Genomic DNA, 22,618 nt, shown 5'->3' with positions numbered 1-22,618 from the left:
ATATTGAACGAAATCGGCGGTGGAGAAGCTTATCGTTCATAATTTCGAACGTACCAAGGGGATAGCATGGACAATATATTTAACAGACCAGTCATCGGCGTCGTCATGTGCAGGTATAGGTTAAACGGGCACCTTACGCAGACCTTGCAAGAAAAGTACCTGAATGCCGTTATCACCGCCGGCGGTTTACCGATCGCCCTGCCGCACGCGCTGGCGGAGCCTGAGATGCTGGCGGAACTGTTGCCGCGCCTCGACGGCATTCTGTTGCCCGGCAGCCCCAGTAATGTGCAGCCGCACCTTTATGGTGAAAACGGCGATGAGCCTGACGCCGATCCTGGCCGAGACGCGTTGAGCCTGGCGCTGATCCGCCAGGCATTCGACAGGCGCATTCCCCTTTTCGCCATTTGCCGCGGCATGCAGGAAATGGTGGTCGCCACTCAAGGCACCCTGCATCGCCGCCTGTACGAACTGCCCGAGCTGCTGGAGCATCGTGAAGATCACGACCTGCCGCTGGAACAGCAATACGCCCCCGCCCACGAGGTCATCGTTCAGGAAGGGGGCTGCTTTCGCAACTGATACCGGATTGCAACAGATTCTGGGTGAACTCGCTGCACGGCCAGGGCGCCAAAACCCTGGGCGCGAGCGTTCGCATCGAGGCGCACGCCGCCGACGGGCTGGTGGAGGCGATCAGCGTGCGCGATCAGCCTTTCGCGCTCGGCGTGCAGTGGCACCCGGAGTGGAACAGCGACGAGTACGCCCTGTCGCGCCTGTTGTTTGATGGTTTCATTACCGCCTGTCGGAACTATCAAAAGGAAAAACGCCCATGAGCGACGTCAGCTTGGCACCGGGAAAACGTCTGTCGCAGATCCGTCAACAATTGGGGTTGTCGCAGCGCCGGGTCGCCGAACTGTCTGGGTTAACCCACAGCGCCATCAGTACTATCGAGCAAGACAAGGTCAGCCCGGCCATCAGCACGCTGCAAAAGCTGCTGACGGTATACGGTCTGTCGCTGTCGGCGTTTTTCGCCGAACCGGAAAAACCGGCTGAGCCGCAGATCGTGATAGACAGCGACGACCTGATCGAGATCGGCAGCCAGGGCGTATCGATGAAGCTGATCCATAACGGCGACCCGAATCGCACGCTGGCAATGATGATCGAGACCTACGAACCGGGCACTACCACCGGCGAGCGCATCAAACACCAAGGGGAAGAGATCGGCACGCTGCTGGAAGGCGAAGTGGTGCTGCAGGTCAACGGCCAGAGCTATCACCTGCAGGCCGGGCAGAGCTACGCCATCAATACCGGCATTCCCCACAGTTTCAGCAACACGTCGGCGCGCATTTGCCGGATTATCAGCGCCCATACGCCGACGACATTCTGATCAACGGAGCCAGGCATGAACTTTCACCATTTGCAGTATTGGCAACAACGGGCGCAGGCCCTGAAGATTGAGCACCAGCTGTTTATCGACGGTCGCTACCAGCCGGCCGCCGCGGGGAAACGTTTCGCCGTCGAAGATCCCGCCGGTCGCCGTGAGCTGGCGCAGGTCGGGCGCGGCGAAGCCGCCGACATCGATCGGGCGGTCAGCGCGGCGCGCGCCGCCTTTGAACGCGGCGACTGGGCCCAGGCCGCGCCGGCGCAGCGCAAAGCCACGCTGCTGCGCTTCGCCGAGCTGATGGAACAGCATCACGAAGAGCTGGCGCTGCTGGAAACGCTGGACACCGGCAAACCGATTCGTCACAGCCTGCGCGACGACGTGCCGGGCGCTATCCGCTGCATCCGCTGGTACGCCGAAGCGATCGATAAGGTGTACGGCGAAATCGCCCCTACCGGTCGCGACGCGCTGGCGCTGATCGAACGCGAGCCGATCGGCGTGGTCGGCGCCATCGTGCCCTGGAACTTCCCGTTGCTGCTGGCCTGCTGGAAGCTCGGCCCGGCGCTGGCCGCCGGCAACAGCGTGGTGCTCAAACCCTCCGAAAAATCGCCGCTGAGCGCCATCCTGCTCGGCAAACTGGCGCAACAGGCCGGGCTGCCGGACGGCGTGCTGAACGTGGTGCCCGGCTACGGCCACGACGCCGGCAAGGCGCTGGCGCTGCACCGCGACGTCGACGCCCTCACCTTTACCGGCTCTACGCTGGTGGCGAAACAACTGATGATTTACGCCGGCGAATCGAACATGAAGCGTGTCTGGCTGGAGGCCGGCGGCAAAAGCGCCAACATCGTCTTCGCCGACTGCCCGGATCTGGATCAAGCCGCCCGCAGCGCCGCCGCCGGCATCTTCTACAATCAGGGGCAGGTGTGCATCGCCGGCACTCGCCTGCTGGTCGAAGCGAGCATTGAGCAAGCGTTCCTGCAGGCGCTGCGCAAACACGCGGCGGCTTTCGTGCCCGGCGATCCGCTCGATCCCGACACGGTGATGGGCACGCTGATCGACAGCGGCCACTGCGAGAAAGTGGCCGGCTATATCGATCGGGGGCTGAGCCAGGGCGCCGCGCTGTTCCTCGACGGGCGCGACCATCCGCAGGGCGACCACGCCGGCTATCTGGGGCCGACCATCCTCACCCGGGTGGACAATGCCATGAGCGTGGCGCGCGATGAAATCTTCGGCCCGGTGCTGGCGGTGACGGCGTTCGACGACGAGCAACAGGCGCTGCAGCTGGCCAACGACAGCGACTACGGCCTCGGTGCCGCGGTCTGGACCCGCGATCTGGCGCGCGCGCACCGCATGGCGCGCCAACTGAAGGCCGGTACGGTGTTCGTCAACAACTACAACGACGGCGACATGACCGTGCCGTTCGGCGGTTACAAGCAAAGCGGCAACGGCCGCGACAAATCGCTGCATGCGCTGGACAAATTCACCGAATTGAAAACCACCTGGATCTCGCTGGAATAAGGGCTTACATCATGACTGAACACGTAAAAAGCTATTATGCGGCCACGGCCAACGCACATCAGCCCTATCCGCAACTGAATGAATCGATCGAATGCGACGTCTGCGTGATCGGCGGCGGCTATACCGGCCTATCCTCCGCGCTGTTCCTGGTGGAAGCCGGTTACGACGTGGTGGTGTTGGAAGCGGCGCGCATCGGTTTCGGCGCCAGCGGCCGCAACGGCGGCCAGTTGGTCAACTCTTACAGCCGCGACATCGATGTGATTGAAGAGCGTTACGGCGCGGAAAGCGCCCGCCTGCTCGGCAGCATGATGTTCGAAGGCGCGGAGATCATTCGCAGCCGCATCAGCCGCTACGCCATCGACTGCGACTACCGTCCCGGCGGCATCTTCGCCGCCCTGAACAACAAGCAGTTCCATGCGCTGATCGAGCAAAAACGCAACTGGGAGCGCTACGGCAATACCCAGCTTGAGCTGCTCGACGCGGACCGGGTGCGCCAGGAGATCGCCAGCGATCGTTACGTCGGCGCGCTGCTCGATCACAGCGGCGGCCACATCCATCCGCTCAATCTGGCGCTGGGCGAGGCCGAGGCGATTCGCCTGCAGGGCGGGCGCATCTTCGAGCAATCGGCGGTGACGAACATTCGCCACGGCGAACCGGCGCTCATCAGCACCGCCAATGGCCAGGTGAAAGCGCGCTTCGTCATCGTCGCCGGCAACGCCTATCTGGGCGATAAGCTGGAGCCGCGGCTGGCCAAGCGCAGCATGCCGTGCGGTACCCAGGTGGTGACCACCGAACCGCTGGCGCCGGAGATAGCGCAGGCGCTGATCCCGCAGAATTACTGCGTGGAGGACTGCAACTACCTGCTGGATTACTACCGCATCACCGCCGATCATCGTCTGCTGTACGGCGGCGGCGTGGTGTACGGCGCGCGCGATCCGGACGACATCGATAACCTGATCCGGCCGAAGCTGCTGAAGACCTTCCCGCAGTTGAAAGGGGTGCGTATCGACTATCGCTGGACCGGCAACTTCCTGCTGACGCTGTCGCGCATGCCGCAGTTCGGCCGGCTGGAGAATAACGTGTACTACATGCAGGGATACAGCGGCCACGGCGTAACCTGCACCCATCTGGCGGGCAAGCTGATCGCCGAGCTGATGCGCGGCGACGCCGAACGCTTCGACGCCTTCGCCAAGCTGCCGCACCTGCCGTTCTTCGGCGGACGCAATCTGCAGATCCCGTTCACCGCCATCGGCGCGGCCTACTACACGCTGCGCGATCGCATCGGCGTCTAAAACAACAGGCCCGGTCATAATGGCCGGGCCTGCGCATTAACGCTTAGACGATCTTCGGTTGGCCGTCCGAGGCGGTCGCCCCGCCATCGACCGGAATGTTGGTGCCATTGATAAAGCTGGCGTCGTCGCTGGCCAGAAACGCCATCACCGCCGCCACTTCTTCCGGCTCCGCCGCACGCCCCAGCGCGATGCGCTCATTGAACTTGTCGCGGATCTCCTGCGGCCAGCCGTTGGTCATGTTGGTTTTGACCAGGCTCGGGCAGACCGAGTTGATGCGCACGCCGTCACCGCCGTGATCCAGCGCCATGGCGCGCGTCAGGTTAACCACCGCGCCTTTCGCCGCGCAGTAATAGGCCGCGCCCCAGTCACCGCCCAGGCCGGACACCGATGCGGTATTGACGATGCAGCCTTTGGTTTTCAGCAAGTGCGGCAAGGCGAATTTGGAACAGAACACCACGCCGTCGATATCGACCCCGGCGATGCGACGCCAGTCGTCGATGCTGGTTTCCAGCACGCTGCCCGCCACGTGTACGCCGGCGTTGTTCAGCAGGACGTCGATGCGGCCCAGTTTTTCCGCCACCTCGTTCATCATTTTTTCAACCGCCACGTGATCGGAAACGTCGATATGCACCGCCATCGCGCGGCCCTTCGGCAGCGAAGCGGCGACCTTGTCTACCGCTTCCTTGGCCCAGTCGGCCAGCACCACAATGGCGCCCTCGGCGGAGAAACGCCGCGCCGCCGCTTCCCCCATGCCATTGCCCGCACCGGTGATAACCACGACTTTATTGTCAAAACGCATGAGACCTCCTCCATGTAAACGCATTTATATAAGTCATACAAATCTCATTGCCCCCGAGGATAAGACGCAGGCTCCCTGAGAGCCAGTCAAAACGTGCGGTTTATTAACCAAAAGGAGGTATACGAGTCATTTCAATGCGCTGAGTTAATCTTTATCGGATTTTGGCCAACATATTGATGGAGATAATAAAATTGCGGACAGTCACTATTTTCCTGGCAGATTGTCAGCAAGCGGGATTATTGCGGATAGACGGTTATGGCCGCTCAGAGATAAGCGATGCGAATGAAAAAAGCAGCCGCCCGCCGGCGGCCGCGACTATTTTTTCTCGATGGGGATCACCAGCAGATCGACGTTCAACTCATTGATCGCCTGACGCGCCGAAGAAACCAGCCGGCTCCAGACATCGTGGTGATGGCCGAAGATCACCAGATCGAACCCTTTTTCCTTCGCCACCCGATTCAGCTCTTCCGTCAACGCGCCACGGCTGACGATCACCTCTTCCACCGGATAGGAAGACTGCCCTTTGATCGCATTGAGCATATTCTTCACCCGCTCCGAAAACGTGCGATCGGTGTAGTTGTAATCTCCCACGCCCAGATCGACATAATAACCGGCGCGGTGAATATCGATATAAATCAGTGAAAGTTTGGCCTGGAGCGCGGCGGCCAACCTGGCGCCCTTGCCCAACAGGAACTCGGCGTCTTCGCTAAGATCCGTGGCGACAACGATATGCTGATAAGCCATGACGGCGGCCCTCCGCGTCAAACCCATAAACAGGATGGCGTTCCTTGCCGCATGTTTCTCATGCACCTTAAGTTTAGCCCAGCGCCGGCCCCCTAGCCTGCTGCAGTGTCGTTCTATTAATGGAACGATGCATCCCGGCTTTAGGCTCTACCGGATTTCTCTCCTCTCTCTACACTGTAGGCAAGTGCTGAGTTTCAGCCTTATCAATCAAAGAAGATACCCACTGACCTCACGACGAAAAAAGGAAGACACCATGAGCACTCCAGCCAACTTCAACGGCCAGCGTCCTGTTATTGATGCTAATGACGCGGTCATGCTCCTGATCGACCACCAGAGCGGTCTGTTTCAGACCGTCGCCGATATGCCGATGACCGAACTGCGCGCTCGCGCCGCCGCCCTCGCCAGCATCGCCACCCTCAGCAAACTGCCGGTGATCACCACCGCCTCGGTGCCGCAGGGCCCCAACGGCCCGCTGATCCCGGAAATTCACCAGAATGCGCCGCACGCGCAATACGTCGCCCGTAAAGGGGAAATCAACGCTTGGGACAACCCGGACTTCGTGGCGGCGGTCAAAGCCACCGGCCGCAAAACCCTGATCATCGCCGGCACCATCACCAGCGTCTGCATGGCCTTTCCGTCCATCAGCGCGGTGGCCGAAGGCTATAAGGTCTTCGCGGTGATCGACGCCTCCGGCACCTACTCGAAAATGACGCAGGAAATTACCCTGGCGCGCGTGGTACAGGCGGGCGTGGTGCCGATCGACACCGCCGGCGTCGCCTCCGAGCTGCAGGGCAGCTGGAATCGCGCCGACGCTCAGCAGTGGGCCGAGGTCTACACCAAAATCTTCCCAGCCTATCAGCTGCTGATCGAGAGCTACCTCAAGGCGCAGGACGTGGTGAAAAATAACGAACTGCTGGACTCGCAGCGTTAAGATCGCGGGCATAAAAAACCCCGGCCAAGGCCGGGGCTATTAATCGTGTGCCGGTGACTTTCCCGGCTGTCATGTTATGGCGTAAGCGTCCATCCCACACTCCAACATTACGCAGCCTAAGCGCGACTTTTTCACAACAGAAAAATAGACGGAAACGCGGCGTTATTAATTCTGCGGCAATCTGTTCTTCTGTTGCCAATAATCATTAATTATTGGAACGTCATCGAGGAATCGAACCCCAGTCCGCCAACGAATAATTTCGCTGCCGCTCTTCCTGCTGAGCTAATGACGTATCGAGAAAGACTCCGGGCGAACCCGGAGTTTATTCAGGCTGAGGATTTCATTGCTTAACTGCTCCGGCTTAAACCATCATCGCTGTCGTAAGAAATTGCACCTCGGCCAAAAATTATAACGCGACCACGTTGCCGGCAGAAGGCCCCTTCATGCCATTTTCGATAGTGAACTCAACCTGTTGGCCTTCATCCAGCGTTTTGAAATCGTTGCTCTGGATAGCGGAGAAGTGTACGAACACATCTTTGCCGCCGTCTGCCGGGGTGATAAAGCCAAAGCCTTTACCTGCATCAAACCATTTTACCAAACCAGTCATTTTATTGGACATAGAGATATTTCCTTTATATTTTTGCGACGCCATAGGGCGATAGAGGTCTGTTTTTATTGGAAACTTATGGGGCACTAGAGAAGAGAATTCGCGGAAGAAGAGGTATCTGAGGGATATCGCTAATACTGAGAACTGCTTTACTAAAACTGCTTTCATAAGGTCTGTACTACAAACCGATGACGCTATTTACACACAGCTAAATTATTTAAGCAAGATATATTTTAAATTATATTCATCTGCCTCATAAATTTATTACCGCAAAGCACCGCCTACATCTGCCGCCAGCTCAGGGTTTTCGGCGCGGCGTTCGGGGTGAAAAATAACGAACGATTGGACTCGCCGCGCCGGGGCCGATCATGAACGCGCAAACAGCCGCCGATTCCGCGTTCTGCTCTTCCCTTCACGCGAAACTACTCCCTGCTATAACACTGAAGAAAACCGCTTAATCGTCATGAAAGAGAAATAAAAGCTTAATAAATCAATCTGTTCTCGACACTGGCGCATTATCGTTGTTAGGATAATTATTTTACTTTACAGGAAATGACCTCAAGGATGGCTATGATGGGCAAAAGAACACTGATGCTGACGGCGCTGACGCTCAGTTTGGCGGGCTGCCAGCCGGCACCGCCAAGCTATGTGGAAAACGCGAACGCCTTGATAGCCAAACAAATCAGCGCGATTGGCCCGCAAGCGGCGCAGTGCAAATTTGCCCAAGACGGCGATTATTGGATTTCGGCTTGCTCATTGGGCAACGCGCGCCACGCGCCGGTATTCGCCTTGTTCGAGCAGGAAGGCGTCATGCAGGCTAACGACAATCTGGCGATCGCCGTCGTGCCGCTCAACGAGCAAGCTCGGCACTTTGTGCGCGATCCGCGTTTCACTATCCCGGTAATGCAACGCCGCATTCCCGTGGACGCGGATCAAGCGTTCAATCGCTTATTTGCCCAACCATCGCGCTAACCCTCCCCTTCAGCCGATGATTGCGATCCCCAGCCGCTCCAGCAGTTGAGCGGCCTGGTGACTGTCCATTTTAACGCCCTGCAGATCGGTGGTGCGCAAATCCAACTCGCCCAGTTCCGCGTTGCTCAGATCGCACTGGGTGACATCGGCGGCGCGCCAGTCAAAACCGGAGAATTCGCCGCCGGACAGATCGGAGCCGCTGAAGCTGGCGCCGAGCACCTGCGCGCCGTGCCAACGGTTTTCCCACAGCTCGCATTTCTCCAACACCACTTTGGCAAAATTGGCGTAGCTCAGGTTGCTCTTGGTGATATAGGCGCTGCAAAACCAGGTGCGGCTGGTGATCATATTCATAAAGCTGGCGCCGCGAAAATCTGCTCCCTGCGCGCGACATTCGCGGATCTCCAACCCCAATGCGTCAACGTGGCGGAAATCGGCCATCGATAAATCGCAGCTTCTAAAACTCGCGTCTTTCAGGATCGCGCGGCTGAAGTTACCGCCCTGTCGGCTCTCGCGATCGTAAAATTGACAGCCGATAAATTCGGTGCCGGTCAGATCGGCGCCCGAAAAATCACACAGCATAAAGCTGCCGTTTTCAATTTTTTCGCCGGTAAAGCGGTTACGCGCGATCTTCTCACCCTTCAGCGCCAGGCTCATTGCAACACCCCTGTTTATTTATACAGTCAGTGCGGCATTTAATCCTATTCCGGCGCGGTTGGCAACCGCCGTCGAGCAAAGGCGCGAGAGCGGAATATGAACGAGCACCTGATGATGGCTTGAGCCGCTGGCGTCGTAAAAGACCGCAGTAATCGGCGCAAAAAAAAAACCGCCCGATACGGGCGGTTGACGTGACGGCGAACCGTTACTTCAGGGCTTCCTGAATAGCGTCGGCCATCGGGCCGATATGCTTCTCCGCCGCCTTCAACTGGAAATCCACGCCGTTGCCATCGTTGGTGTCTGACAGCGTAGCCTTGATAAGCTCCAGTGCCGCCTGCACCGCCACCAGCCGCTTGTGCTGTTCGTCCGTGACCGGTTCGGCGCCCATGTTTGCCGGATAGTAATGCTCTAACATCGCGATCTCCTTTTGATGACGTTAAACCTTAACCTACCAGAAAACCGTGCATTTATTAAGGAAACCGCGCCCGGCGCGGCCGAATGGCGATAAATTGCACTATACTGGGCAAACCCGCCCTCCTGCCACAGGATCACCGCCATGTCATTCCAGGGAAGCTGCCACTGCGGCGCCGTCACCTTCTCCGTAGACGCCGAACTGCCGACCGAAGCCCTCAGCTGCAACTGCTCGATCTGCCGCCGCAAGGGGCTGTTGCTGTCGTTCTTTCCCCTCGCGGCCTTCACGCTGCGCAGCGGTGAAGATCAACTCAGCGCCTATACCTTCAATCAGCACCGGATCCGCCATCAGTTCTGCCGAGTCTGCGGAGCCCAGCCCTTCGCCTACGGCACCGCGCCGGACGGCGCCGCGATGTGCGCCGTTAACCTGCGCTGCGTGCCTGACGTCGCGCTGGATGCGTTACAGATCCACCGCTACGACGGGGCCAGCGTCTGAGCGAATCGCGCGCTCAGTCGAAGGCGACCCAGCCGGCGTCGGTTTCGGCGGATTGCACGCAGCGCGCCACCCACTTCACGCCCAGCGCGCCGGCCTGCACGTCCGGGTACCAGAAGTCGGCCAGGAAGGCCGCGTCGCGCCGATCGGTGGCGTCCATCGCCAGCGCGAAGCGGCGGTAGAGATTCGACCAGGCTTCAAACAGCCCCTCCGCATGGCCGCCGCCGATGCGATCGTCCGCCAGCGCCGACGCGGCGAGATACGGCATGCCGCGCTCCAGGAGCCGCACCGGCTCGCCCTGCACTTCGAAGCGCAGCTGATTGGGTTGTTCATCCCACCACTCCAGGCTGGCCTTTTCACCGACAATGCGCACCTTTTGGCCGTGCATCGAACCGCAGTTGACCGCCGAAGCCCACACGGAGCCGATGGCGCCGTTGTGATACTCCATCAGCACATAGGCGTTGTCCTCCAACGGCGCACGCGACGGCACAAAGCTTTGTCGACTGCAGAGCAGCCGCCGGATCTTCAGCTGCGGCGCCATGGTTTCCGCCAGGAACAGCGTGTGGGTCGCCAGATCGCCCAGCACATAGCTGGGGCCGACAAAGCGCGGATCGACCCGCCAGCGAGTGCTGGGATTATCCTGCTCCACCGGCGCGGCGTGAAAGCCGTGGGCGAACTGCATATTCACCAGCCGAATTTCCCCCAGCCGGCCATCGGCAATCATCTGCCGCGCCTGCAAAATCATCTGGTGCCCGGCATAGCCGTAGGTCACGCCGATGACTTTGCGCTGCCGCTCGCACAGCGCCGCCAGCGCCTGCGCCTCTTCGACGCTGAAACACAGCGGCTTCTCGCATACCACGTGCAATCCCGCCTCCAGCGCCGCCCGGCAAATGGCGTAATGGGTGTTGTTCGGCGTGGCGATCGAGACCGCTTCGATGCCGTCCGCCCGCGCGGCTTCGGCGCGGAACATCTCGGCATAATCCGCATAACAGCGCTCCGCCGCCACGCCCAGACTCCGGCCAAAATCACGCCCGCGTTCGGCGTCAATGTCGAACGCGCCGGCCAACAGAGTAAACGCGCCGTCGCGCAAGGCCGCCGAACGGTGGATGTAACCGATCTGGCTGGTGCCGCCGCCGCCGACCATGCCCCAGCGCAACGATCTGGCCAAAGGTTTGCTGCCGTTGATCATCGTGTTTCTCCTGATTAAAAGCCGAGGCCGCGCAAGTAGCGCAAGCTGGCGGTGACGTCCTGCAGGCTGCCCTGCACATTGCGCGGATCGCGCTCCTGCTCGATAGTGATCCAGCCCCGGTATCCGCGCTCGGCCAACAGCGCGCGCAGCTGCGGATAATCGATCGCCCCGCTGCCCAACGGGCACATGACACCCTCGGCACAGGCGGTGAAAAAATCGACGCCGCACGCCAGCACCTCGCGGAACACCTGCGGATCGACGTCTTTGAAGTGCAGATAATCGAGACGCTCAAAGTGCTTGCTCAGCCAGGCAGCCGGGTCCAGCCCGGCGTAATACAGATGGCCGGTATCCAGGCACAATCCGGCGGTGTGATGCGGAATGTCCGCCGCCAACCGGTCGATTTCGTCGGCGAACTCGATGCAGCCGCCGGCGTGCGGATGCACCACCGGCCGCACACCGTATTCCCGCCAGGCCAGTTCGCTGATGCGCGTAATGTGCCCGATCATCCTCTGCCACTCCCCCTGCGACAAACGCGGCGCTAAATCTGAACGCCCGGCGAACCTGGCGCGTTGCGGATTGCCGAAATCGATAATCACCAAGAACGGCGGCGCGGCGCGATCGCCCTCGGTCGGCTCCGCCCTGGGCGCCCGCGAGAGGTTGCGGCATATCCGATGAGTCAGGGCCAGCAGGCGCTCAATGTTCGCCTCGCTGACCAGATCGTCAAAAATCGTACCGGCCACCAGCGACAGGCGATGCTGCTCCAGCGCGGCACACAGCGCCTCGCTCTGCGTCGGCAGATAGCCCCACGGCCCCAGCTCGATGCTGCGGTAGCCGGCCGCCGACGCTTCTTGCAGAACCGTGGCATAGGGCGGCAAATGGGGGTTGTTAGGATCATCCACGCCCCAACTGCAGGGCGCATTGGCGATAGGCAAAGTCATGGCGACGGCTCCTTTTTTGCGGGGAATGCCGGCAGTATCAAACAAAAATTCCAAAATCATCAATAATGAAAATTTTATTTTTTGATAGAGATCGCGCTATTTTTGATAAATTATTTGATAGTTTTTAATCAAATCCAGGCGGCGCCTGGCTGCGCCCTGACCTCGGCAACCACCACTCAGCGGCCGTCAGAGGTTTTCTTTGGTGATCACATCGAAGCGATTAATGATGTGGCGTAATCCCGGTTGTTCATCGGCGGCGAGAAACGTCTCGACGATCGTGGCGGCCAATTCGGGAATGCGGTGGCACAGCAGCAGATCCACCGTGCCGTCGAGCAGCGCCATTTCACCGCCCTGCACCGGGCCGTGGCACACCAGCGTGATGTCGCGCTGCCGGCCGCTCTCTCGCAACGCCTGAATAATACCCTCCACACCGCCGCTCGGCGCGTAAAGCGCCGCCAGTTCCGGGTGGTTCGCCAGCAGTTCACGCGTGACCCGGCGCGCCGTTTCCGCGTCCTCAAGGCTGCGCACCGGTTCCAGCACTCGCTGGCCGCTCATCTGCTCACGCAGGTAGGAGCGAAAACCGATCTCGCAGGCTTCCTGGCAAGTAAAACGGTTGTCGCCGATGATCACGCCGACGTCGCCCTGACGCCGGCACAGACGATCCACCGCCCAGCCGGCGGTGCGGCCCGCTTTTTGATTATCCAGACCGATGTAGCCGGCGCGGCTGGGCACCGATAAATCCGACAGCAGCGCGAAAACGTTGATGCCCGCCTGGGCGGCTTCTTCTACGGCATAGTGGATCAGGGGATGATCCAGCGCCAGCACGCCGATCGCTTCCACCTGGCGGCTCAATTGGCTAATGGCGGCGGCGGTGTCGCCGATGGCATTGAGAGAGTGGAAGATGAACTGCGGCGGCTGACCCGGCTCATGATACGGCGCCGCTTGCGCCATCAGTTCATCAGCCAGTTGCGCATAGAAAGAGTGTTCACGCCGCAGCAGGATAAACCCCATTCTCAGGCGGCGCTCCGGCCTGCCCAGCACCGCCGACAGGCAGTGGGACTTCTCCAACGCGAACCCCAACTTTTTCGCCGCCTCAATCACCCGGCGCTGGGTGGCGGGCCGCACCGACGCGCGTTGGTTGATCACCCGATCGACGGTGGCGATGCCGACCCGCGCCTCTCTGGCGATGGCCGCCATGGTGGTTTTCTTGCCGCTCATGTTCATCTCCATCAACGATTTGATGGAAAAATATCATAGCCGTTGCCGCCCCTGATGTGACGCCGTTCGCGATTAACGGTAGACGGAGAACTTCTTGGTGAGCGGCTTAAGCTGTTCAGTGTCGCCGTAGAGCGCTACCGCTACGAAGTCCAACTGCTCGTAGGGGGTATTGGCGGTGTCGGCGATCTGCTGCTCGGCGGAATGCGACAGCATGGTGGTGGTGAAGAAGTTGGCCAGCACGCCCTCCTCCTTGCATTTGAGGATAAGGTTGCTGAGCTGGCTGCTGTTCTTGGCCTGCAGGATGACGATCGGGTAATGGCTCATATTGGCGCTGACGCCGTCGAGGCTGCTCGGGTAGTGGTGAAACTCGCGCTGCTCGATAAGATCGGTGATGCCCGCCGTCAGATGGCAGGAGGCGTTAAACAGCGTGGCCGGTTCGTGGTTGCGGTTGAGGATGATGTAGAATTTTTTCTCGTTGTCGCTGTACATACTCTTCTCCTTGAATAGACAACCCTTTTTACCCAAGCCAAGGGCGGTTTTCAAGGCGAGATAAGGGCCGCGTCCGGCCCCGTGATAACGTTTCAGCCTCAGATCCCGCCTTCGCCCGGGCCCTGCGGCTGCGCCACCTGATGCAGCACGGTGATGTTCTGCAGGACAGTGCCGCCGTCGATCGGTTTCATCTGGCCGTCGCGATCTTTATAGTGCGTCGGTTTGGCCCCGTGGAAGAACAGGCCGGCGTTGACCTGCACGCCCAGATAACCGGCGCTTGGCGGCAGGCGCTGCACGTCGGTCCAGGGGTTGGAGACCGGCACGAACTGGAATCCCTCGCCCGTCTTCACATACAGCGGGCGCAGCAGCGTGACAAAGGCCATCAGCGGCGACAGCGCCTCTTTGAAGATCTGAACCGGCCGATCGACCGTCATCAGGAAGCCATGCGGCTGTTCCTCTACCGTGTCGAAGGTCAGGCTGCTGCTGATATCGTCACCCCGGCCGCCGTAGCTCCACTCCATCACCGGCGCTCCGTTTTCATTCATCATCTCTGACATACACTGCTCCTTATAAATAAAATTGATCGGGCACGCTCGCTGCGTGCCGGAACAGTAAACCGCTGAACGGGCACCCGCGTCCACGCAGGGCGGCACGCTGGCGAACCAAACAACGAGGCGCGCAAAATAAAGCTCGAAATGAATAATTTCCCCGCGTGACAGCGCAGCATTTGAACGACTTCTGTCGTAGCGCAGACGCATAGTGAGGGCGTTACCGCCACTGGAGAGTGTTATGACTGCGATTAAACCGGACGCCATTGACCGCGTTTCCCCCGCCGCCACGCCCTGGCTAGCCGTCATCAATGTGCTGTTCGCCGGCATCGCCGCGGCGCTGCACGTGGGCAAGGCCACCATTGCCTTGCCGGCGCTGCAGGCCGAGTTTGGCCGTTCACTGGAGACGCTAAGCTGGGTCATCTCGGCGTTTCCTTTCGTCGGGGTGTTCGGCGGCATCGCCGCCGGGCTGCTGGTGCGCCGCTGGGGCGATCGGCGCCTGCTGGCGCTGGGATTGCTGATCGTCAGCGCCGCCAGCTTTACCGGCGCCACGCTGCACGACTTCAGCGGCTTGATCGTCAGCCGCTTTGTCGAAGGCCTCGGCTTCGTCATCGTGGTGGTCGCATCGCCGGCGGTGCTGAACCGCATCGTCGCCCCGGCGCAGCGCAGCCTGGTGTTCGGCATCTGGAGCACCTTCATGCCGGCGGGCATCGCCATTTCGCTGTTTTTCGGCCCTCACCTGGCGGGCTGGCAACAGAACTGGCAGGCCGGTGCGGCGCTGACGCTGCTGGCCGCGCTGCTGCTGCCGCTGACCACGCCGCGCCGCGCCGCCGACGCGCACGCTCCGCCGTTGCCGCTGCGGCAAGCGCTGGGCGCGATGCTGCGGGCGCGCCAGCCGCTGTTGCTGGCGCTGATGTTCACCGCTTATAACCTGCAGTTTTTCTCGGTGATGACCTTTTTACCGATCTTTCTGATGCAGCGCATCGATCTGACGCTGGCGGCCGCCGGCGGCATCAGCGCGGCGGCGGTGGCCGTCAATATCCTCGGCAATCTCGCCGCCGGGTTCTTGCTGTCGCGCGGTCTGCGGGCCGGGAGCCTGCTCGCGGCCACCAGCCTGGTTATCGGCATCTTTGGCATCGGCATTTTCCTGCCGATGACGCCCAATGGCCTGCTGATCCCGCTGTGCTTCCTGTTCTGCGCCATCGCCGGCATGCTGCCCGCGACGCTTCTGGCCGCCACGCCGGCGGCGACGCCAGAGCCCACGCTGCTGCCGCTGAGTCTGGGGTTGGTGATGCAGGGGAACTACCTCGGCCAGGTGATCGGCCCGGTCGCGCTGAGCGCCATCGTGGCCGCGGCCGGTTGGGCGGCGCCGGCTTGGCTGGTGCTGGCGGCGGCGGTGTCAGGGGCGGGATTGGCGCTGATTTTTCGCCGCGGGCCGCGCAATGCGGCGTAATGGTGCATTAATGAGAAAGGGGGTTCTATTTATTATTAGCGGTGCTGAATATTCCCTGGTGCGGGTGCGTGCTTATCGTGAAGGATAAGGCCAGTGATGATCCAAGCCCGACAATGACAAGGCGCCGGTCGCAACAAGATAAATCAGCAGACCGGCGAAAGCGATCAGCAATGCCTTTTCGATAACGGCAAGTCGTTTGTGTTCTGTCATTTGCATACTCCTGCGTGGTATCGGGCGAACGGCCGCCCTCATCAACACTAGAAAAGCCTGGCGCAGGGGGCAAGCGCAACACACAAAATGAAACACAATCAATAAATTTTGTTAACTATTTAGCGTTCTTTCTTTCCTTGCGCTGCCGCCTGAGCCTCGCGCGGCGCCCTCCTTTCCCCTTAGTAACCCTATGGAATACGCCGTTAAAAATCCCCTACCGGATAAGCAAAGGTAATGATAGTGTTGTTTTCATTCAGTTCATCTATGCTGAAAATTCATCTTTTGAGGGACGACTATGATGTCTAAAGGCATTTCCAAGGGATTCTTTATTCTGATCCTGTTCATCGTTACCGCCGCCTTTCTCGACGTGCTGGGGCCTTATTACTCCTCGGTGCTGTGGGCGGTTATTCTGGCGGTGATTTTCCATCCGGTGAAAAAGAAGTTGAAGCAGTACGTCGGCGAACGCAACGGCGTGGTGTCGCTGCTGACGGTGGCGCTGATCTGCCTGATCGTGTTCACGCCGTTAGCGATCATCGCCTCATCGCTGGCGATGGAATTCAACATGATTTACACCAAGCTGCAGACCAACAACAGCCAATTGCCGACCATGCTGGCGGACTTCATGCGTCATCTGCCCGGCTGGGCGCAGCGCTTCCTGGCGGAACATAACCTCAACAGCGCCGCCGAGATCCAAAAACAACTTTCCGAGGTGGCGCTCAAGGGCGGGCAATACCTGGCGGGCAGCGTGTTCCTGATCGGCAAAGGCACCTTCAATTTCGTCGTCGGCTTCGGCGTGATGCTCTACCTGCTGTTCTTCCTGCTGAAAGACGGCCCGTACCTGGTGAACCTGGCGCTCGAAGCGCTGCCGCTCTCACAGCACGTGAAGCACCACCTGTTCGTGAAGTTCGCCGCCGTCTCCCGCGCCACCGTCAAGGGCACGGTGGTGGTCGCCGTGGTGCAAGGCGCGCTCGGCGGGCTGGCGTTTTACTTTACCGGCATCGACGGCAGCTTGCTGTGGGGCGCGCTGATGGCGTTCCTGTCGATCATCCCCGCCGTGGGCTCAGCCATCATCTGGGTGCCGGCAGTGATCTACTTCTTCGCCACCGGCATGCTGTGGAAAGGCATCTTCCTGGTGGTGTTCTTCGTGGTCGTAATCGGCCTGGTGGACAACATTCTGCGCCCGCTGCTGGTAGGCAAAGACACCAAAATGCCGGACTACCTGATCCTGATCTCCACCCTGGGTGGCATGGAGATTTACGGCATTAACGGCTTCGTCATCGGGCCATTGATCGCCGCGCTGTTCATCGCCTGCTGGAACATCCTGTCCGGCCGCGACAGCAAGGAAAACATCGAAGAGATCGACGAAGAATTCATCGAAGAAGGCAAGAATCATCCCGACGCGGCGGAGTAAACCTCTCGCGCCGTATCGCACCGGGGCCCGTTTGGGCCCCTTTTTTGTCTGTGGTATCCTTGCCGCGCTCACAAGGAAGAACGGGTTTCGTTATGCTTATTCTCTACGCCACGCTGGCCATCGCCTTCACCCTGCTGTGCCTGCTGGCCTTTATCTCTTGCGCTTACCAGCTTTCGAAGCAGGGCGACGTCAAATTTTTGGCCTCGCTTTCCGTGCTGATCTTCGCGCTGCTGGCCTTCTATGCCGCTTATGGCTACGTCAGCACCTGGCTGCAACAGCAGGCGGTGGATGTCCGGCTGTATTAGCGCAGCGGGATGAAAAAGACCTGCTCCGGATCGCCGTCATCGAGATTGTCAATCTGGCCGCTGGCGACAAACCCGGCGTTCAACAGCAGCCGCTGCATCGGCAGGTTGGAATGATTGGTGGAGGTGAACAGCTTCGGGTGCCGGCAGTGCAACTTAAGCGCCGCAATCAGCGCCTGCCCGACGCCCCGGCGGCGATAGCGCTCGCCGACCATCAGCATCTCCACAAAGCCGCAGCCGAAGAAGTGATAGTGCAGCACACCGTATCCCATCGCCATGCCCTGCTCCTCGGCAAGATAACAGACGCCCTGCCCGCACCAGGCGCGGATCTGCGCCGCGCGCTGCGGCTCGTATTCGGCGACGCTGTCGAGGGCGATCAGGGCTGCGGCATCGCTGTCGGTGGCCTGGCGAACAAACATGTTTTAATCCTCATGCTGATGGATAACGGCGATACCGCATCAACGAAACGGCAACCGCGGCGGGATAGTTTTTACATCCCGGTCGAATTTTGTAATCCTATTATAGAGTTACCAAAACACACGCCAAGGAAGGAAAGCATTTCCCGATGAGAATACCGCAAATCTCCGCCGCCCTGCTGTTTACCCTGCTGCTGGCCGGCTGCCAGTTCCACAAAACCGTGTTCCCGCCGCCGTATATCGGCACCCCGCGAGAGATCGGCACCTACGAAGTGAAAGGGCTGACGTTCGTCACCACCGTCACCTTCAGCGGCCTGTTCGCCGAAGATCTGGTGCGCGAATACGCACAGAAACACCACTATCGCTACTATGTGGTAACGATGCGCAGCAACGGTTTTAAAGACCGAAGCGAGCGCGTGAGCGCGATGATGTATCGGTAGAGAGTGGCGCCACATGCCGTGAAATAATGCCGAAAAAACGGGCTTTAGCATGAGGAAGCGCTATACGAAATATTGCACAACCCAATACTCACAGGCCGCATGAAAATACGGCCTGTGACTTTGGTTTAATTGTCTGGCATCGCAGTGTCGTTTATTTTCACTGCGGGCGAAATTCCAACGTGCTGCTTTTGACCGCTTCGTAAACCGCGGTCGTTGGCGGCTTAGGCAGACGCGCATTGGCGATTGCTTTGATCGCGGCCTGGCAAAGTTCCGGTTCCCCTTGTTCAGCCCGAATGCTGATCAGCATACCGTCCGGCGCCAGCTTGATGCTCAATGTGCAACGCTTGCCTGAGTAGGCTTCGGCATCTTTCAAATGGCTTTGAATCGCGGCCTGCAACTGGGCGATATAGTGTTCTTTCTCTTTTCCCGGCGCCTTTGGGTTGCCAAGGTTGGCGAAAAGATCGTCAACCTCTTTTTTTCACCGGATCGGTTTGGCTGGGGGCGGTGCTCTTGGCACACCCCGTTAATGCCAGCGCGAGCATCGCCGCCAATAATGTGGCGGCGCCGGTTTTAAAGCCTGAATGCGTGATTTTCATATCCCTGTCCTTATGGATGACTATCAGCCAAAATCAACGTGGTATTCGACAAGATCCCCGGCGCATACTTATACAGAATTAACGCCAAACCGCCAGAGACATTGCGAGTATCAAGCATCGGCATGCGGAGAATCGTGGGCCGATGATGACATGAAGCCATAGCGCCCCAGGCGGGGCGTACAGCTGAAAACCCTGACCTATCGATAACCTTGTTATCCGAACGAGTAATCACTCCATCAATAAATTAAGTTATTCTTAATTTTTTATCCCATTAGAAGCGCTTTCAACCCTGGCAATCTGGAAAATCTGCCTATACTTACTTTCCTGATATTAAATTTGTTTAAGTAACCAAGATGGTAGGTATGAAAAGCAAACGCCCCTTTGCCGCGCTGCTGGCGGCAACAGCATTGATGTCTCTGGTGGGCTGCGCTTCCAATCAGGCGATCAAAACGACGGACGGCAAAACCATTGTTACCGACGGCAAGCCCCAGATCGATAAAGATACCGGATTGGTCTCCTATCGAAATGCTGAAACGGGCAAAACGGAACAGATCAATCGAGACCAGATTGCAAACATGAGTGAGTTGGATAACTAAAAGGAGCTACAAATGAAAAAAGCGCTTGTTCTTCCCGCGATCGCCCTGGTTGCCATCGCCGCACTGTCAGGCTGCACACGCACCAGCTACGCTATTCATACCCACGATGGCCGAACGATCATCAGTGACGGCAAACCGAAAGAGACTTCTGCCGGGTTGATCGGGTATACCGACGCCAATGGCGTCAAACAGCAAATCAACAAGACGGAAGTCAAAGAGGTGTCGGAAATCCCTCATTAAGGTTCCGATAATCTGAGCCTGCTAAAACAAAGGGAGCCGATGGCTCCCTTTCTATTCAAACAGTAAGCGCGCCCATTGGCGTTTAACGATAACGTCGATAAACGCCTGACATTTCAGCAGACAACGTTGCCAGGTTTGCCATACGGATCTCCCCTTTCCCGGCGTCGAACGGCTATAATCTGATAAGTGGAGTTTTTTAAAACGATAAGGAGGGAGTATGTACAAAACTATTTTGGTTCCCGTGGATATTACCGAGCCGGAATTAACACAGCAGGTCATCCCGCATGTCAACGCGCTCGCCAGGCTCGAAGACTCCCACGTCCATTTCCTGGCGGTGATCCCGTCGCGCGCCACCTACGCGGCCTTCGGCTTTGCCGCCACGGCGGCGGTGGAAACCAAAGATGAAACCATTGCGATAGCGACCGAGGGGCTGGCGAAAGCGGCAAAACAATTCAGCGTACCCGAGGATCGAGTGACCACGCATGTCGCCGTCGGCGATCCCAAAGATCAGATCCTGGAACTCGCCGATGCGCTTAACGCGGAGATTATTGTGATGGGCTCCAACCGCCCTTCTGCAATGACTTACCTCCTCGGCTCGAATGCCACCGCGGTGGTGCGCCACGCCAATTGCCCGGTGCTGGTCGTGCGTGAATCGGCTAACGCTTAAAATCGCTTGCTCATTTGAACAATAAAAAAACGGGAGCCCTAAGGCTCCCGCTCTCATTCAAGCGCTAAAACACACTTACATGTGTTTAACGATAGCGTCGCCAAACTCTGAACATTTCAGCAGTTTAGCGCCTTCCATCAGGCGTTCGAAGTCATAGGTCACGGTCTTGGCGGCGATGGCGCCTTCCATGCCTTTAACAATCAGGTCAGCCGCTTCGAACCAACCCATGTGGCGCAGCATCATCTCTGCGGACAGGATGATGGAGCCTGGGTTCACTTTGTCCTGGCCGGCGTACTTCGGCGCGGTGCCGTGAGTCGCTTCGAACAGCGCGCAGTCAGAGCCGATGTTGGCGCCCGGCGCGATGCCGATACCGCCTACCTGGGCCGCCAGGGCGTCGGAGATGTAGTCGCCGTTCAGGTTCATACAGGCGATCACGTCGTATTCCGCCGGGCGCAGCAGGATTTGCTGCAGGAAGGCGTCGGCGATCACGTCTTTAACCACGATCTCTTTGCCGGTGTTCGGGTTCTTGATCTTCAGCCATGGGCCGCCGTCGATCAGCTCGCCGCCGAACTCTTCACGCGCCAGCTCATAACCCCAATCCTTGAAGGCACCTTCGGTGAACTTCATGATGTTGCCTTTGTGAACCAGGGTCACGGAGTCACGGTCGTTGGTGATGGCGTATTCGATCGCCGCGCGCACCAGACGCTTGGTCCCTTCTTCAGAGCATGGCTTCACGCCGATACCGCACTGCTCCGGGAAGCGGATTTTCTTCACGCCCATTTCGTCGCGCAGGAATTTGATCACTTTGTCCGCTTCGGCGGAGCCGGCTTTCCACTCGATGCCGGCGTAGATGTCTTCGGCGTTTTCGCGGAAGATCACCATGTCGGTCAGCTCAGGCTGTTTCACCGGGCTTGGGGTGCCCTGGTAGTAACGCACCGGGCGCAGGCACACGTACAGGTCCAGCTGCTGGCGCAGGGCCACGTTCAGAGAACGGATGCCGCCGCCGACCGGGGTGGTCAGGGGGCCTTTGATGGCGACGCGGTAGTCGCGGATCAGGTCCAGAGTTTCGTCCGGCAGCCACACGTCTTTACCGTAAACGTGGGTAGATTTTTCGCCGGTGTAGATTTCCATCCAGGAGATTTTACGTTCGCCGTGGTAAGCCTTTTTAACAGCCGCATCAACCACGTGGATCATGGCAGGAGTCACGTCAACGCCGATGCCGTCGCCTTCGATGAACGGGATGATCGGGTTATGAGGAACAACCAGTTTACCCTGGGCGTCAACCGTGATTTTTTTACCTTCTGCCGGAACAACTACTTTGCTTTCCATCAACCTCTCCTTCAAGCGCAATTTTGTTAATGCTTTGTAAGATGCGTGTAGATACTACTTGAATATTCGGTCCGCGCCAATCCGAAACGGATTCGGTTATAATGCGCTTATCATCCGTAATCTCAACTGTTATGAAAAAATTCTCTGTTAGAAATCACAACGTTAAACGATTCAGCAAGCCGAATGCCGCCAAACCCGCCGCGCCGAAGGGGCCGCGTCGAATTGTGTTATTCAACAAGCCCTTCGACGTGCTGCCGCAGTTCACCGATGAAGCCGGCCGCGCCACGCTGAAAGAGTACATCCCCTTCCCCGACGTTTACGCCGCCGGGCGCCTGGATCGCGACAGCGAAGGGCTGCTGGTGCTGACCAACGACGGCCAGCTGCAGGCGCAGCTCACCCAGCCGGGCAAGCGCACCGGCAAAATCTACTATGTGCAGGTCGAGGGCGCGCCGCAGGAAAGCGATCTGGCGCCATTGCGCTGCGGCGTTACGCTGAAAGACGGCCCCACGCTGCCCGCCGGGGTGGAGCTGGTAGCCGAGCCGCAGTGGCTGTGGCCGCGCAACCCGCCGATCCGCGAACGTAAATCCATCCCCACCAGTTGGCTGAAAATCACCCTGTTCGAAGGGCGAAACCGCCAGGTGCGTCGCATGACGGCGCATATCGGGTTCCCTACCCTGCGCCTGATTCGCTACAGTATGGGTAATCTTTCGCTGGGCTCACTGCAGCCTGGTGAATGGAAAAGCATCGATTCTCTGTAGACCGATAACTGATGGAGGCGCC

29 protein-coding genes and 2 pseudogenes are annotated in these 22,618 nt (G+C 59.0%); 15 read left to right on the top strand and 16 right to left on the bottom strand.

The features are described from left to right. The first annotated feature begins 66 nt into the window (after window positions 1-66). The 4 genes and pseudogenes from puuD (at window position 67) to ACORQT_RS10405 (ending at window position 4,185) form a co-directional block, all read left to right on the top strand. Window positions 67-827 (top strand): annotated as a pseudogene (puuD, locus tag ACORQT_RS10420) (gamma-glutamyl-gamma-aminobutyrate hydrolase). Continuing rightward, window positions 824-1,381 (top strand): HTH-type transcriptional regulator PuuR, encoded by a 558-nt coding sequence (puuR, locus tag ACORQT_RS10415; RefSeq protein WP_033642801.1) that lies wholly within the window; start codon window positions 824-826, stop codon window positions 1,379-1,381. The pseudogene puuD and the gene puuR overlap by 4 nt, the downstream one beginning before the upstream one ends. A 15-nt stretch (window positions 1,382-1,396) precedes the next feature. Beyond that, window positions 1,397-2,893, top strand: coding sequence for an aldehyde dehydrogenase PuuC (gene puuC, locus ACORQT_RS10410; protein ID WP_164057120.1), 1,497 nt, complete (start codon window positions 1,397-1,399; stop codon window positions 2,891-2,893). A gap of 11 nt (window positions 2,894-2,904) precedes the next feature. After that, entirely contained in the window at window positions 2,905-4,185 is a 1,281-nt protein-coding gene (locus ACORQT_RS10405; RefSeq protein WP_016928043.1) for an NAD(P)/FAD-dependent oxidoreductase, read from the top strand. Between the two features lie 43 nt (window positions 4,186-4,228). On the opposite strand, the gene ACORQT_RS10400 is transcribed toward ACORQT_RS10405, so the two are convergent. Both ACORQT_RS10400 and ACORQT_RS10395 read right to left on the bottom strand, forming a co-directional pair. Then, window positions 4,229-4,984, bottom strand: coding sequence for an SDR family NAD(P)-dependent oxidoreductase (locus ACORQT_RS10400; RefSeq protein WP_089191591.1), 756 nt, complete (start codon window positions 4,982-4,984; stop codon window positions 4,229-4,231). Between the two features lie 315 nt (window positions 4,985-5,299). Further along, entirely contained in the window at window positions 5,300-5,728 is a 429-nt protein-coding gene (locus tag ACORQT_RS10395) for a universal stress protein (RefSeq protein ID WP_033642798.1), read from the bottom strand. 253 nt (window positions 5,729-5,981) lie between these two features. Here ACORQT_RS10395 and ACORQT_RS10390 point away from each other — a divergent pair, with 253 nt between their 5' ends. Further along, window positions 5,982-6,659: an isochorismatase family protein gene (locus tag ACORQT_RS10390; protein WP_444859400.1), complete on the top strand. Its 678-nt coding sequence runs from the start codon at window positions 5,982-5,984 to the stop codon at window positions 6,657-6,659. 213 nt (window positions 6,660-6,872) lie between these two features. On the opposite strand, the pseudogene ACORQT_RS10385 reads toward ACORQT_RS10390, so the two are convergent. Together ACORQT_RS10385 and cspE are read right to left on the bottom strand one after the other, a co-directional pair. Then, a pseudogene (locus tag ACORQT_RS10385) lies at window positions 6,873-6,951 on the bottom strand. Between the two features lie 114 nt (window positions 6,952-7,065). Continuing rightward, window positions 7,066-7,278: a transcription antiterminator/RNA stability regulator CspE gene (cspE, locus tag ACORQT_RS10380; RefSeq protein ID WP_004941268.1), complete on the bottom strand. Its 213-nt coding sequence runs from the start codon at window positions 7,276-7,278 to the stop codon at window positions 7,066-7,068. A 561-nt stretch (window positions 7,279-7,839) separates the two neighbouring features. Between cspE and ACORQT_RS10375 the strand changes: the two genes are divergently transcribed. Beyond that, window positions 7,840-8,238, top strand: coding sequence for a hypothetical protein (locus ACORQT_RS10375; RefSeq protein WP_084587960.1), 399 nt, complete (start codon window positions 7,840-7,842; stop codon window positions 8,236-8,238). Window positions 8,239-8,247: 9 nt separating this feature from the next. Here ACORQT_RS10375 and ACORQT_RS10370 read toward each other — a convergent pair whose 3' ends face one another. Further along, window positions 8,248-8,892 (bottom strand): Qnr family pentapeptide repeat protein, encoded by a 645-nt coding sequence (locus ACORQT_RS10370; protein ID WP_033642796.1) that lies wholly within the window; start codon window positions 8,890-8,892, stop codon window positions 8,248-8,250. Between the two features lie 205 nt (window positions 8,893-9,097). Next, complete coding sequence (locus ACORQT_RS10365) at window positions 9,098-9,307, bottom strand: hypothetical protein (protein ID WP_004941260.1); 210 nt, start codon at window positions 9,305-9,307, stop codon at window positions 9,098-9,100. A gap of 141 nt (window positions 9,308-9,448) precedes the next feature. Here ACORQT_RS10365 and ACORQT_RS10360 point away from each other — a divergent pair, with 141 nt between their 5' ends. Next, entirely contained in the window at window positions 9,449-9,799 is a 351-nt protein-coding gene (locus ACORQT_RS10360; protein ID WP_033652085.1) for a GFA family protein, read from the top strand. 13 nt (window positions 9,800-9,812) lie between these two features. Here the strand turns inward: ACORQT_RS10360 and ACORQT_RS10355 are convergent, their stop codons facing one another. The 5 genes from ACORQT_RS10355 to ACORQT_RS10335 all read right to left on the bottom strand — a co-directional run bounded on the left by ACORQT_RS10355 (window position 9,813) and on the right by ACORQT_RS10335 (window position 14,187). After that, on the bottom strand, window positions 9,813-10,985 hold the full coding sequence (locus ACORQT_RS10355) for a Gfo/Idh/MocA family protein (RefSeq protein ID WP_089191588.1): 1,173 nt from the start codon (window positions 10,983-10,985) through the stop codon (window positions 9,813-9,815). Between the two features lie 14 nt (window positions 10,986-10,999). Next, the gene (locus tag ACORQT_RS10350) at window positions 11,000-11,923 is read right to left on the bottom strand and encodes a TIM barrel protein (RefSeq protein ID WP_089191587.1); all 924 of its coding nucleotides are present in this window, start codon (window positions 11,921-11,923) and stop codon (window positions 11,000-11,002) included. Window positions 11,924-12,109: 186 nt separating this feature from the next. Beyond that, window positions 12,110-13,141 carry a LacI family DNA-binding transcriptional regulator gene (locus ACORQT_RS10345; RefSeq protein WP_089191586.1) on the bottom strand — a complete coding sequence of 344 codons (1,032 nt, stop codon included), beginning with the start codon at window positions 13,139-13,141 and terminating at the stop codon, window positions 12,110-12,112. A gap of 72 nt (window positions 13,142-13,213) precedes the next feature. Further along, the gene (locus ACORQT_RS10340; protein ID WP_033642793.1) at window positions 13,214-13,630 is read right to left on the bottom strand and encodes a DUF2000 domain-containing protein; all 417 of its coding nucleotides are present in this window, start codon (window positions 13,628-13,630) and stop codon (window positions 13,214-13,216) included. Between the two features lie 98 nt (window positions 13,631-13,728). Continuing rightward, window positions 13,729-14,187: a hypothetical protein gene (locus tag ACORQT_RS10335; protein ID WP_072627748.1), complete on the bottom strand. Its 459-nt coding sequence runs from the start codon at window positions 14,185-14,187 to the stop codon at window positions 13,729-13,731. A 232-nt stretch (window positions 14,188-14,419) separates the two neighbouring features. On the opposite strand from ACORQT_RS10335, the gene ACORQT_RS10330 reads away from it, so the two are divergent. Further along, window positions 14,420-15,631, top strand: coding sequence for an MFS transporter (locus tag ACORQT_RS10330; RefSeq protein ID WP_164057121.1), 1,212 nt, complete (start codon window positions 14,420-14,422; stop codon window positions 15,629-15,631). Window positions 15,632-15,703: 72 nt separating this feature from the next. Here ACORQT_RS10330 and ACORQT_RS10325 read toward each other — a convergent pair whose 3' ends face one another. Continuing rightward, complete coding sequence (locus ACORQT_RS10325) at window positions 15,704-15,841, bottom strand: hypothetical protein (protein WP_016928056.1); 138 nt, start codon at window positions 15,839-15,841, stop codon at window positions 15,704-15,706. A gap of 295 nt (window positions 15,842-16,136) precedes the next feature. Here ACORQT_RS10325 and ACORQT_RS10320 point away from each other — a divergent pair, with 295 nt between their 5' ends. Further along, window positions 16,137-17,252, top strand: a complete 1,116-nt coding sequence (locus tag ACORQT_RS10320; protein ID WP_033652078.1) for an AI-2E family transporter — start codon at window positions 16,137-16,139, stop codon at window positions 17,250-17,252. 92 nt (window positions 17,253-17,344) lie between these two features. After that, complete coding sequence (locus tag ACORQT_RS10315) at window positions 17,345-17,557, top strand: hypothetical protein (RefSeq protein WP_033652077.1); 213 nt, start codon at window positions 17,345-17,347, stop codon at window positions 17,555-17,557. Here ACORQT_RS10315 and ACORQT_RS10310 read toward each other — a convergent pair. Next, window positions 17,554-17,973, bottom strand: coding sequence for a GNAT family N-acetyltransferase (locus ACORQT_RS10310; RefSeq protein ID WP_164057122.1), 420 nt, complete (start codon window positions 17,971-17,973; stop codon window positions 17,554-17,556). The genes ACORQT_RS10315 and ACORQT_RS10310 overlap by 4 nt on opposite strands. Before the next feature lie 146 nt (window positions 17,974-18,119). On the opposite strand from ACORQT_RS10310, the gene ACORQT_RS10305 reads away from it, so the two are divergent. Further along, entirely contained in the window at window positions 18,120-18,410 is a 291-nt protein-coding gene (locus tag ACORQT_RS10305; RefSeq protein ID WP_164057123.1) for a hypothetical protein, read from the top strand. A gap of 157 nt (window positions 18,411-18,567) precedes the next feature. On the opposite strand, the gene tolA is transcribed toward ACORQT_RS10305, so the two are convergent. Further along, entirely contained in the window at window positions 18,568-18,807 is a 240-nt protein-coding gene (gene tolA, locus ACORQT_RS10300) for a cell envelope integrity protein TolA (RefSeq protein ID WP_444859399.1), read from the bottom strand. 67 nt (window positions 18,808-18,874) lie between these two features. Next, entirely contained in the window at window positions 18,875-19,006 is a 132-nt protein-coding gene (locus tag ACORQT_RS10295) for a hypothetical protein (RefSeq protein ID WP_444859398.1), read from the bottom strand. 410 nt (window positions 19,007-19,416) lie between these two features. Here ACORQT_RS10295 and ACORQT_RS10290 point away from each other — a divergent pair, with 410 nt between their 5' ends. From ACORQT_RS10290 to uspF, 3 genes are all read left to right on the top strand, one after another. After that, window positions 19,417-19,602, top strand: coding sequence for a YgdI/YgdR family lipoprotein (locus ACORQT_RS10290; RefSeq protein WP_369825818.1), 186 nt, complete (start codon window positions 19,417-19,419; stop codon window positions 19,600-19,602). Window positions 19,603-19,614: 12 nt separating this feature from the next. Then, window positions 19,615-19,842 (top strand): YgdI/YgdR family lipoprotein, encoded by a 228-nt coding sequence (locus ACORQT_RS10285; protein ID WP_019454813.1) that lies wholly within the window; start codon window positions 19,615-19,617, stop codon window positions 19,840-19,842. 217 nt (window positions 19,843-20,059) lie between these two features. After that, window positions 20,060-20,509, top strand: a complete 450-nt coding sequence (gene uspF, locus ACORQT_RS10280) for a universal stress protein UspF (RefSeq protein ID WP_042784284.1) — start codon at window positions 20,060-20,062, stop codon at window positions 20,507-20,509. A 75-nt stretch (window positions 20,510-20,584) separates the two neighbouring features. On the opposite strand, the gene icd is transcribed toward uspF, so the two are convergent. Then, a complete protein-coding gene (icd, locus tag ACORQT_RS10275) occupies window positions 20,585-21,838 on the bottom strand; it encodes an NADP-dependent isocitrate dehydrogenase (RefSeq protein WP_015377612.1) in 1,254 nt (417 codons plus the stop codon). Window positions 21,839-21,969: 131 nt separating this feature from the next. Between icd and rluE the strand changes: the two genes are divergently transcribed. After that, window positions 21,970-22,596 (top strand): 23S rRNA pseudouridine(2457) synthase RluE, encoded by a 627-nt coding sequence (rluE, locus tag ACORQT_RS10270; protein WP_046686908.1) that lies wholly within the window; start codon window positions 21,970-21,972, stop codon window positions 22,594-22,596. Window positions 22,597-22,618 lie beyond the last annotated feature (22 nt).

Source organism: Serratia sp. (in: enterobacteria), from assembly GCF_052400455.1.
GTDB classification, from domain to species: Bacteria; Pseudomonadota; Gammaproteobacteria; order Enterobacterales; family Enterobacteriaceae; genus Serratia; species Serratia ureilytica.
Note: the sequence above shows the minus strand (reverse complement) of the source record. Positions and strands in the feature narration are given on the sequence as shown.

What these genes read in the sequence shown, in the direction of transcription:
- puuR (WP_033642801.1), top strand. Translation starts at nt 824, where the DNA reads ATGAGCGACGTCAGCTTGGCACCGGGAAAACGTCTGTCGCAGATCCGT.
- ACORQT_RS10335 (WP_072627748.1), bottom strand. Translation starts at nt 14,187, where the DNA reads ATGTCAGAGATGATGAATGAAAACGGAGCGCCGGTGATGGAGTGGAGC.
- ACORQT_RS10285 (WP_019454813.1), top strand. Translation starts at nt 19,615, where the DNA reads ATGAAAAAAGCGCTTGTTCTTCCCGCGATCGCCCTGGTTGCCATCGCC.
- rluE (WP_046686908.1), top strand. Translation starts at nt 21,970, where the DNA reads ATGAAAAAATTCTCTGTTAGAAATCACAACGTTAAACGATTCAGCAAG.
- ACORQT_RS10360 (WP_033652085.1), top strand. Translation starts at nt 9,449, where the DNA reads ATGTCATTCCAGGGAAGCTGCCACTGCGGCGCCGTCACCTTCTCCGTA.
- ACORQT_RS10330 (WP_164057121.1), top strand. Translation starts at nt 14,420, where the DNA reads ATGACTGCGATTAAACCGGACGCCATTGACCGCGTTTCCCCCGCCGCC.
- ACORQT_RS10295 (WP_444859398.1), bottom strand. Translation starts at nt 19,006, where the DNA reads ATGAAAATCACGCATTCAGGCTTTAAAACCGGCGCCGCCACATTATTG.
- ACORQT_RS10320 (WP_033652078.1), top strand. Translation starts at nt 16,137, where the DNA reads ATGATGTCTAAAGGCATTTCCAAGGGATTCTTTATTCTGATCCTGTTC.
- ACORQT_RS10325 (WP_016928056.1), bottom strand. Translation starts at nt 15,841, where the DNA reads ATGACAGAACACAAACGACTTGCCGTTATCGAAAAGGCATTGCTGATC.
- cspE (WP_004941268.1), bottom strand. Translation starts at nt 7,278, where the DNA reads ATGTCCAATAAAATGACTGGTTTGGTAAAATGGTTTGATGCAGGTAAA.
- ACORQT_RS10390 (WP_444859400.1), top strand. Translation starts at nt 5,982, where the DNA reads ATGAGCACTCCAGCCAACTTCAACGGCCAGCGTCCTGTTATTGATGCT.
- ACORQT_RS10340 (WP_033642793.1), bottom strand. Translation starts at nt 13,630, where the DNA reads ATGTACAGCGACAACGAGAAAAAATTCTACATCATCCTCAACCGCAAC.
- ACORQT_RS10355 (WP_089191588.1), bottom strand. Translation starts at nt 10,985, where the DNA reads ATGATCAACGGCAGCAAACCTTTGGCCAGATCGTTGCGCTGGGGCATG.
- puuC (WP_164057120.1), top strand. Translation starts at nt 1,397, where the DNA reads ATGAACTTTCACCATTTGCAGTATTGGCAACAACGGGCGCAGGCCCTG.
- icd (WP_015377612.1), bottom strand. Translation starts at nt 21,838, where the DNA reads ATGGAAAGCAAAGTAGTTGTTCCGGCAGAAGGTAAAAAAATCACGGTT.
- ACORQT_RS10310 (WP_164057122.1), bottom strand. Translation starts at nt 17,973, where the DNA reads ATGTTTGTTCGCCAGGCCACCGACAGCGATGCCGCAGCCCTGATCGCC.
- ACORQT_RS10315 (WP_033652077.1), top strand. Translation starts at nt 17,345, where the DNA reads ATGCTTATTCTCTACGCCACGCTGGCCATCGCCTTCACCCTGCTGTGC.
- ACORQT_RS10305 (WP_164057123.1), top strand. Translation starts at nt 18,120, where the DNA reads ATGAGAATACCGCAAATCTCCGCCGCCCTGCTGTTTACCCTGCTGCTG.
- ACORQT_RS10400 (WP_089191591.1), bottom strand. Translation starts at nt 4,984, where the DNA reads ATGCGTTTTGACAATAAAGTCGTGGTTATCACCGGTGCGGGCAATGGC.
- ACORQT_RS10375 (WP_084587960.1), top strand. Translation starts at nt 7,840, where the DNA reads ATGGGCAAAAGAACACTGATGCTGACGGCGCTGACGCTCAGTTTGGCG.
- ACORQT_RS10365 (WP_004941260.1), bottom strand. Translation starts at nt 9,307, where the DNA reads ATGTTAGAGCATTACTATCCGGCAAACATGGGCGCCGAACCGGTCACG.
- uspF (WP_042784284.1), top strand. Translation starts at nt 20,060, where the DNA reads ATGTACAAAACTATTTTGGTTCCCGTGGATATTACCGAGCCGGAATTA.
- ACORQT_RS10350 (WP_089191587.1), bottom strand. Translation starts at nt 11,923, where the DNA reads ATGACTTTGCCTATCGCCAATGCGCCCTGCAGTTGGGGCGTGGATGAT.
- ACORQT_RS10395 (WP_033642798.1), bottom strand. Translation starts at nt 5,728, where the DNA reads ATGGCTTATCAGCATATCGTTGTCGCCACGGATCTTAGCGAAGACGCC.
- ACORQT_RS10370 (WP_033642796.1), bottom strand. Translation starts at nt 8,892, where the DNA reads ATGAGCCTGGCGCTGAAGGGTGAGAAGATCGCGCGTAACCGCTTTACC.
- ACORQT_RS10345 (WP_089191586.1), bottom strand. Translation starts at nt 13,141, where the DNA reads ATGAGCGGCAAGAAAACCACCATGGCGGCCATCGCCAGAGAGGCGCGG.
- ACORQT_RS10290 (WP_369825818.1), top strand. Translation starts at nt 19,417, where the DNA reads ATGTCTCTGGTGGGCTGCGCTTCCAATCAGGCGATCAAAACGACGGAC.
- ACORQT_RS10405 (WP_016928043.1), top strand. Translation starts at nt 2,905, where the DNA reads ATGACTGAACACGTAAAAAGCTATTATGCGGCCACGGCCAACGCACAT.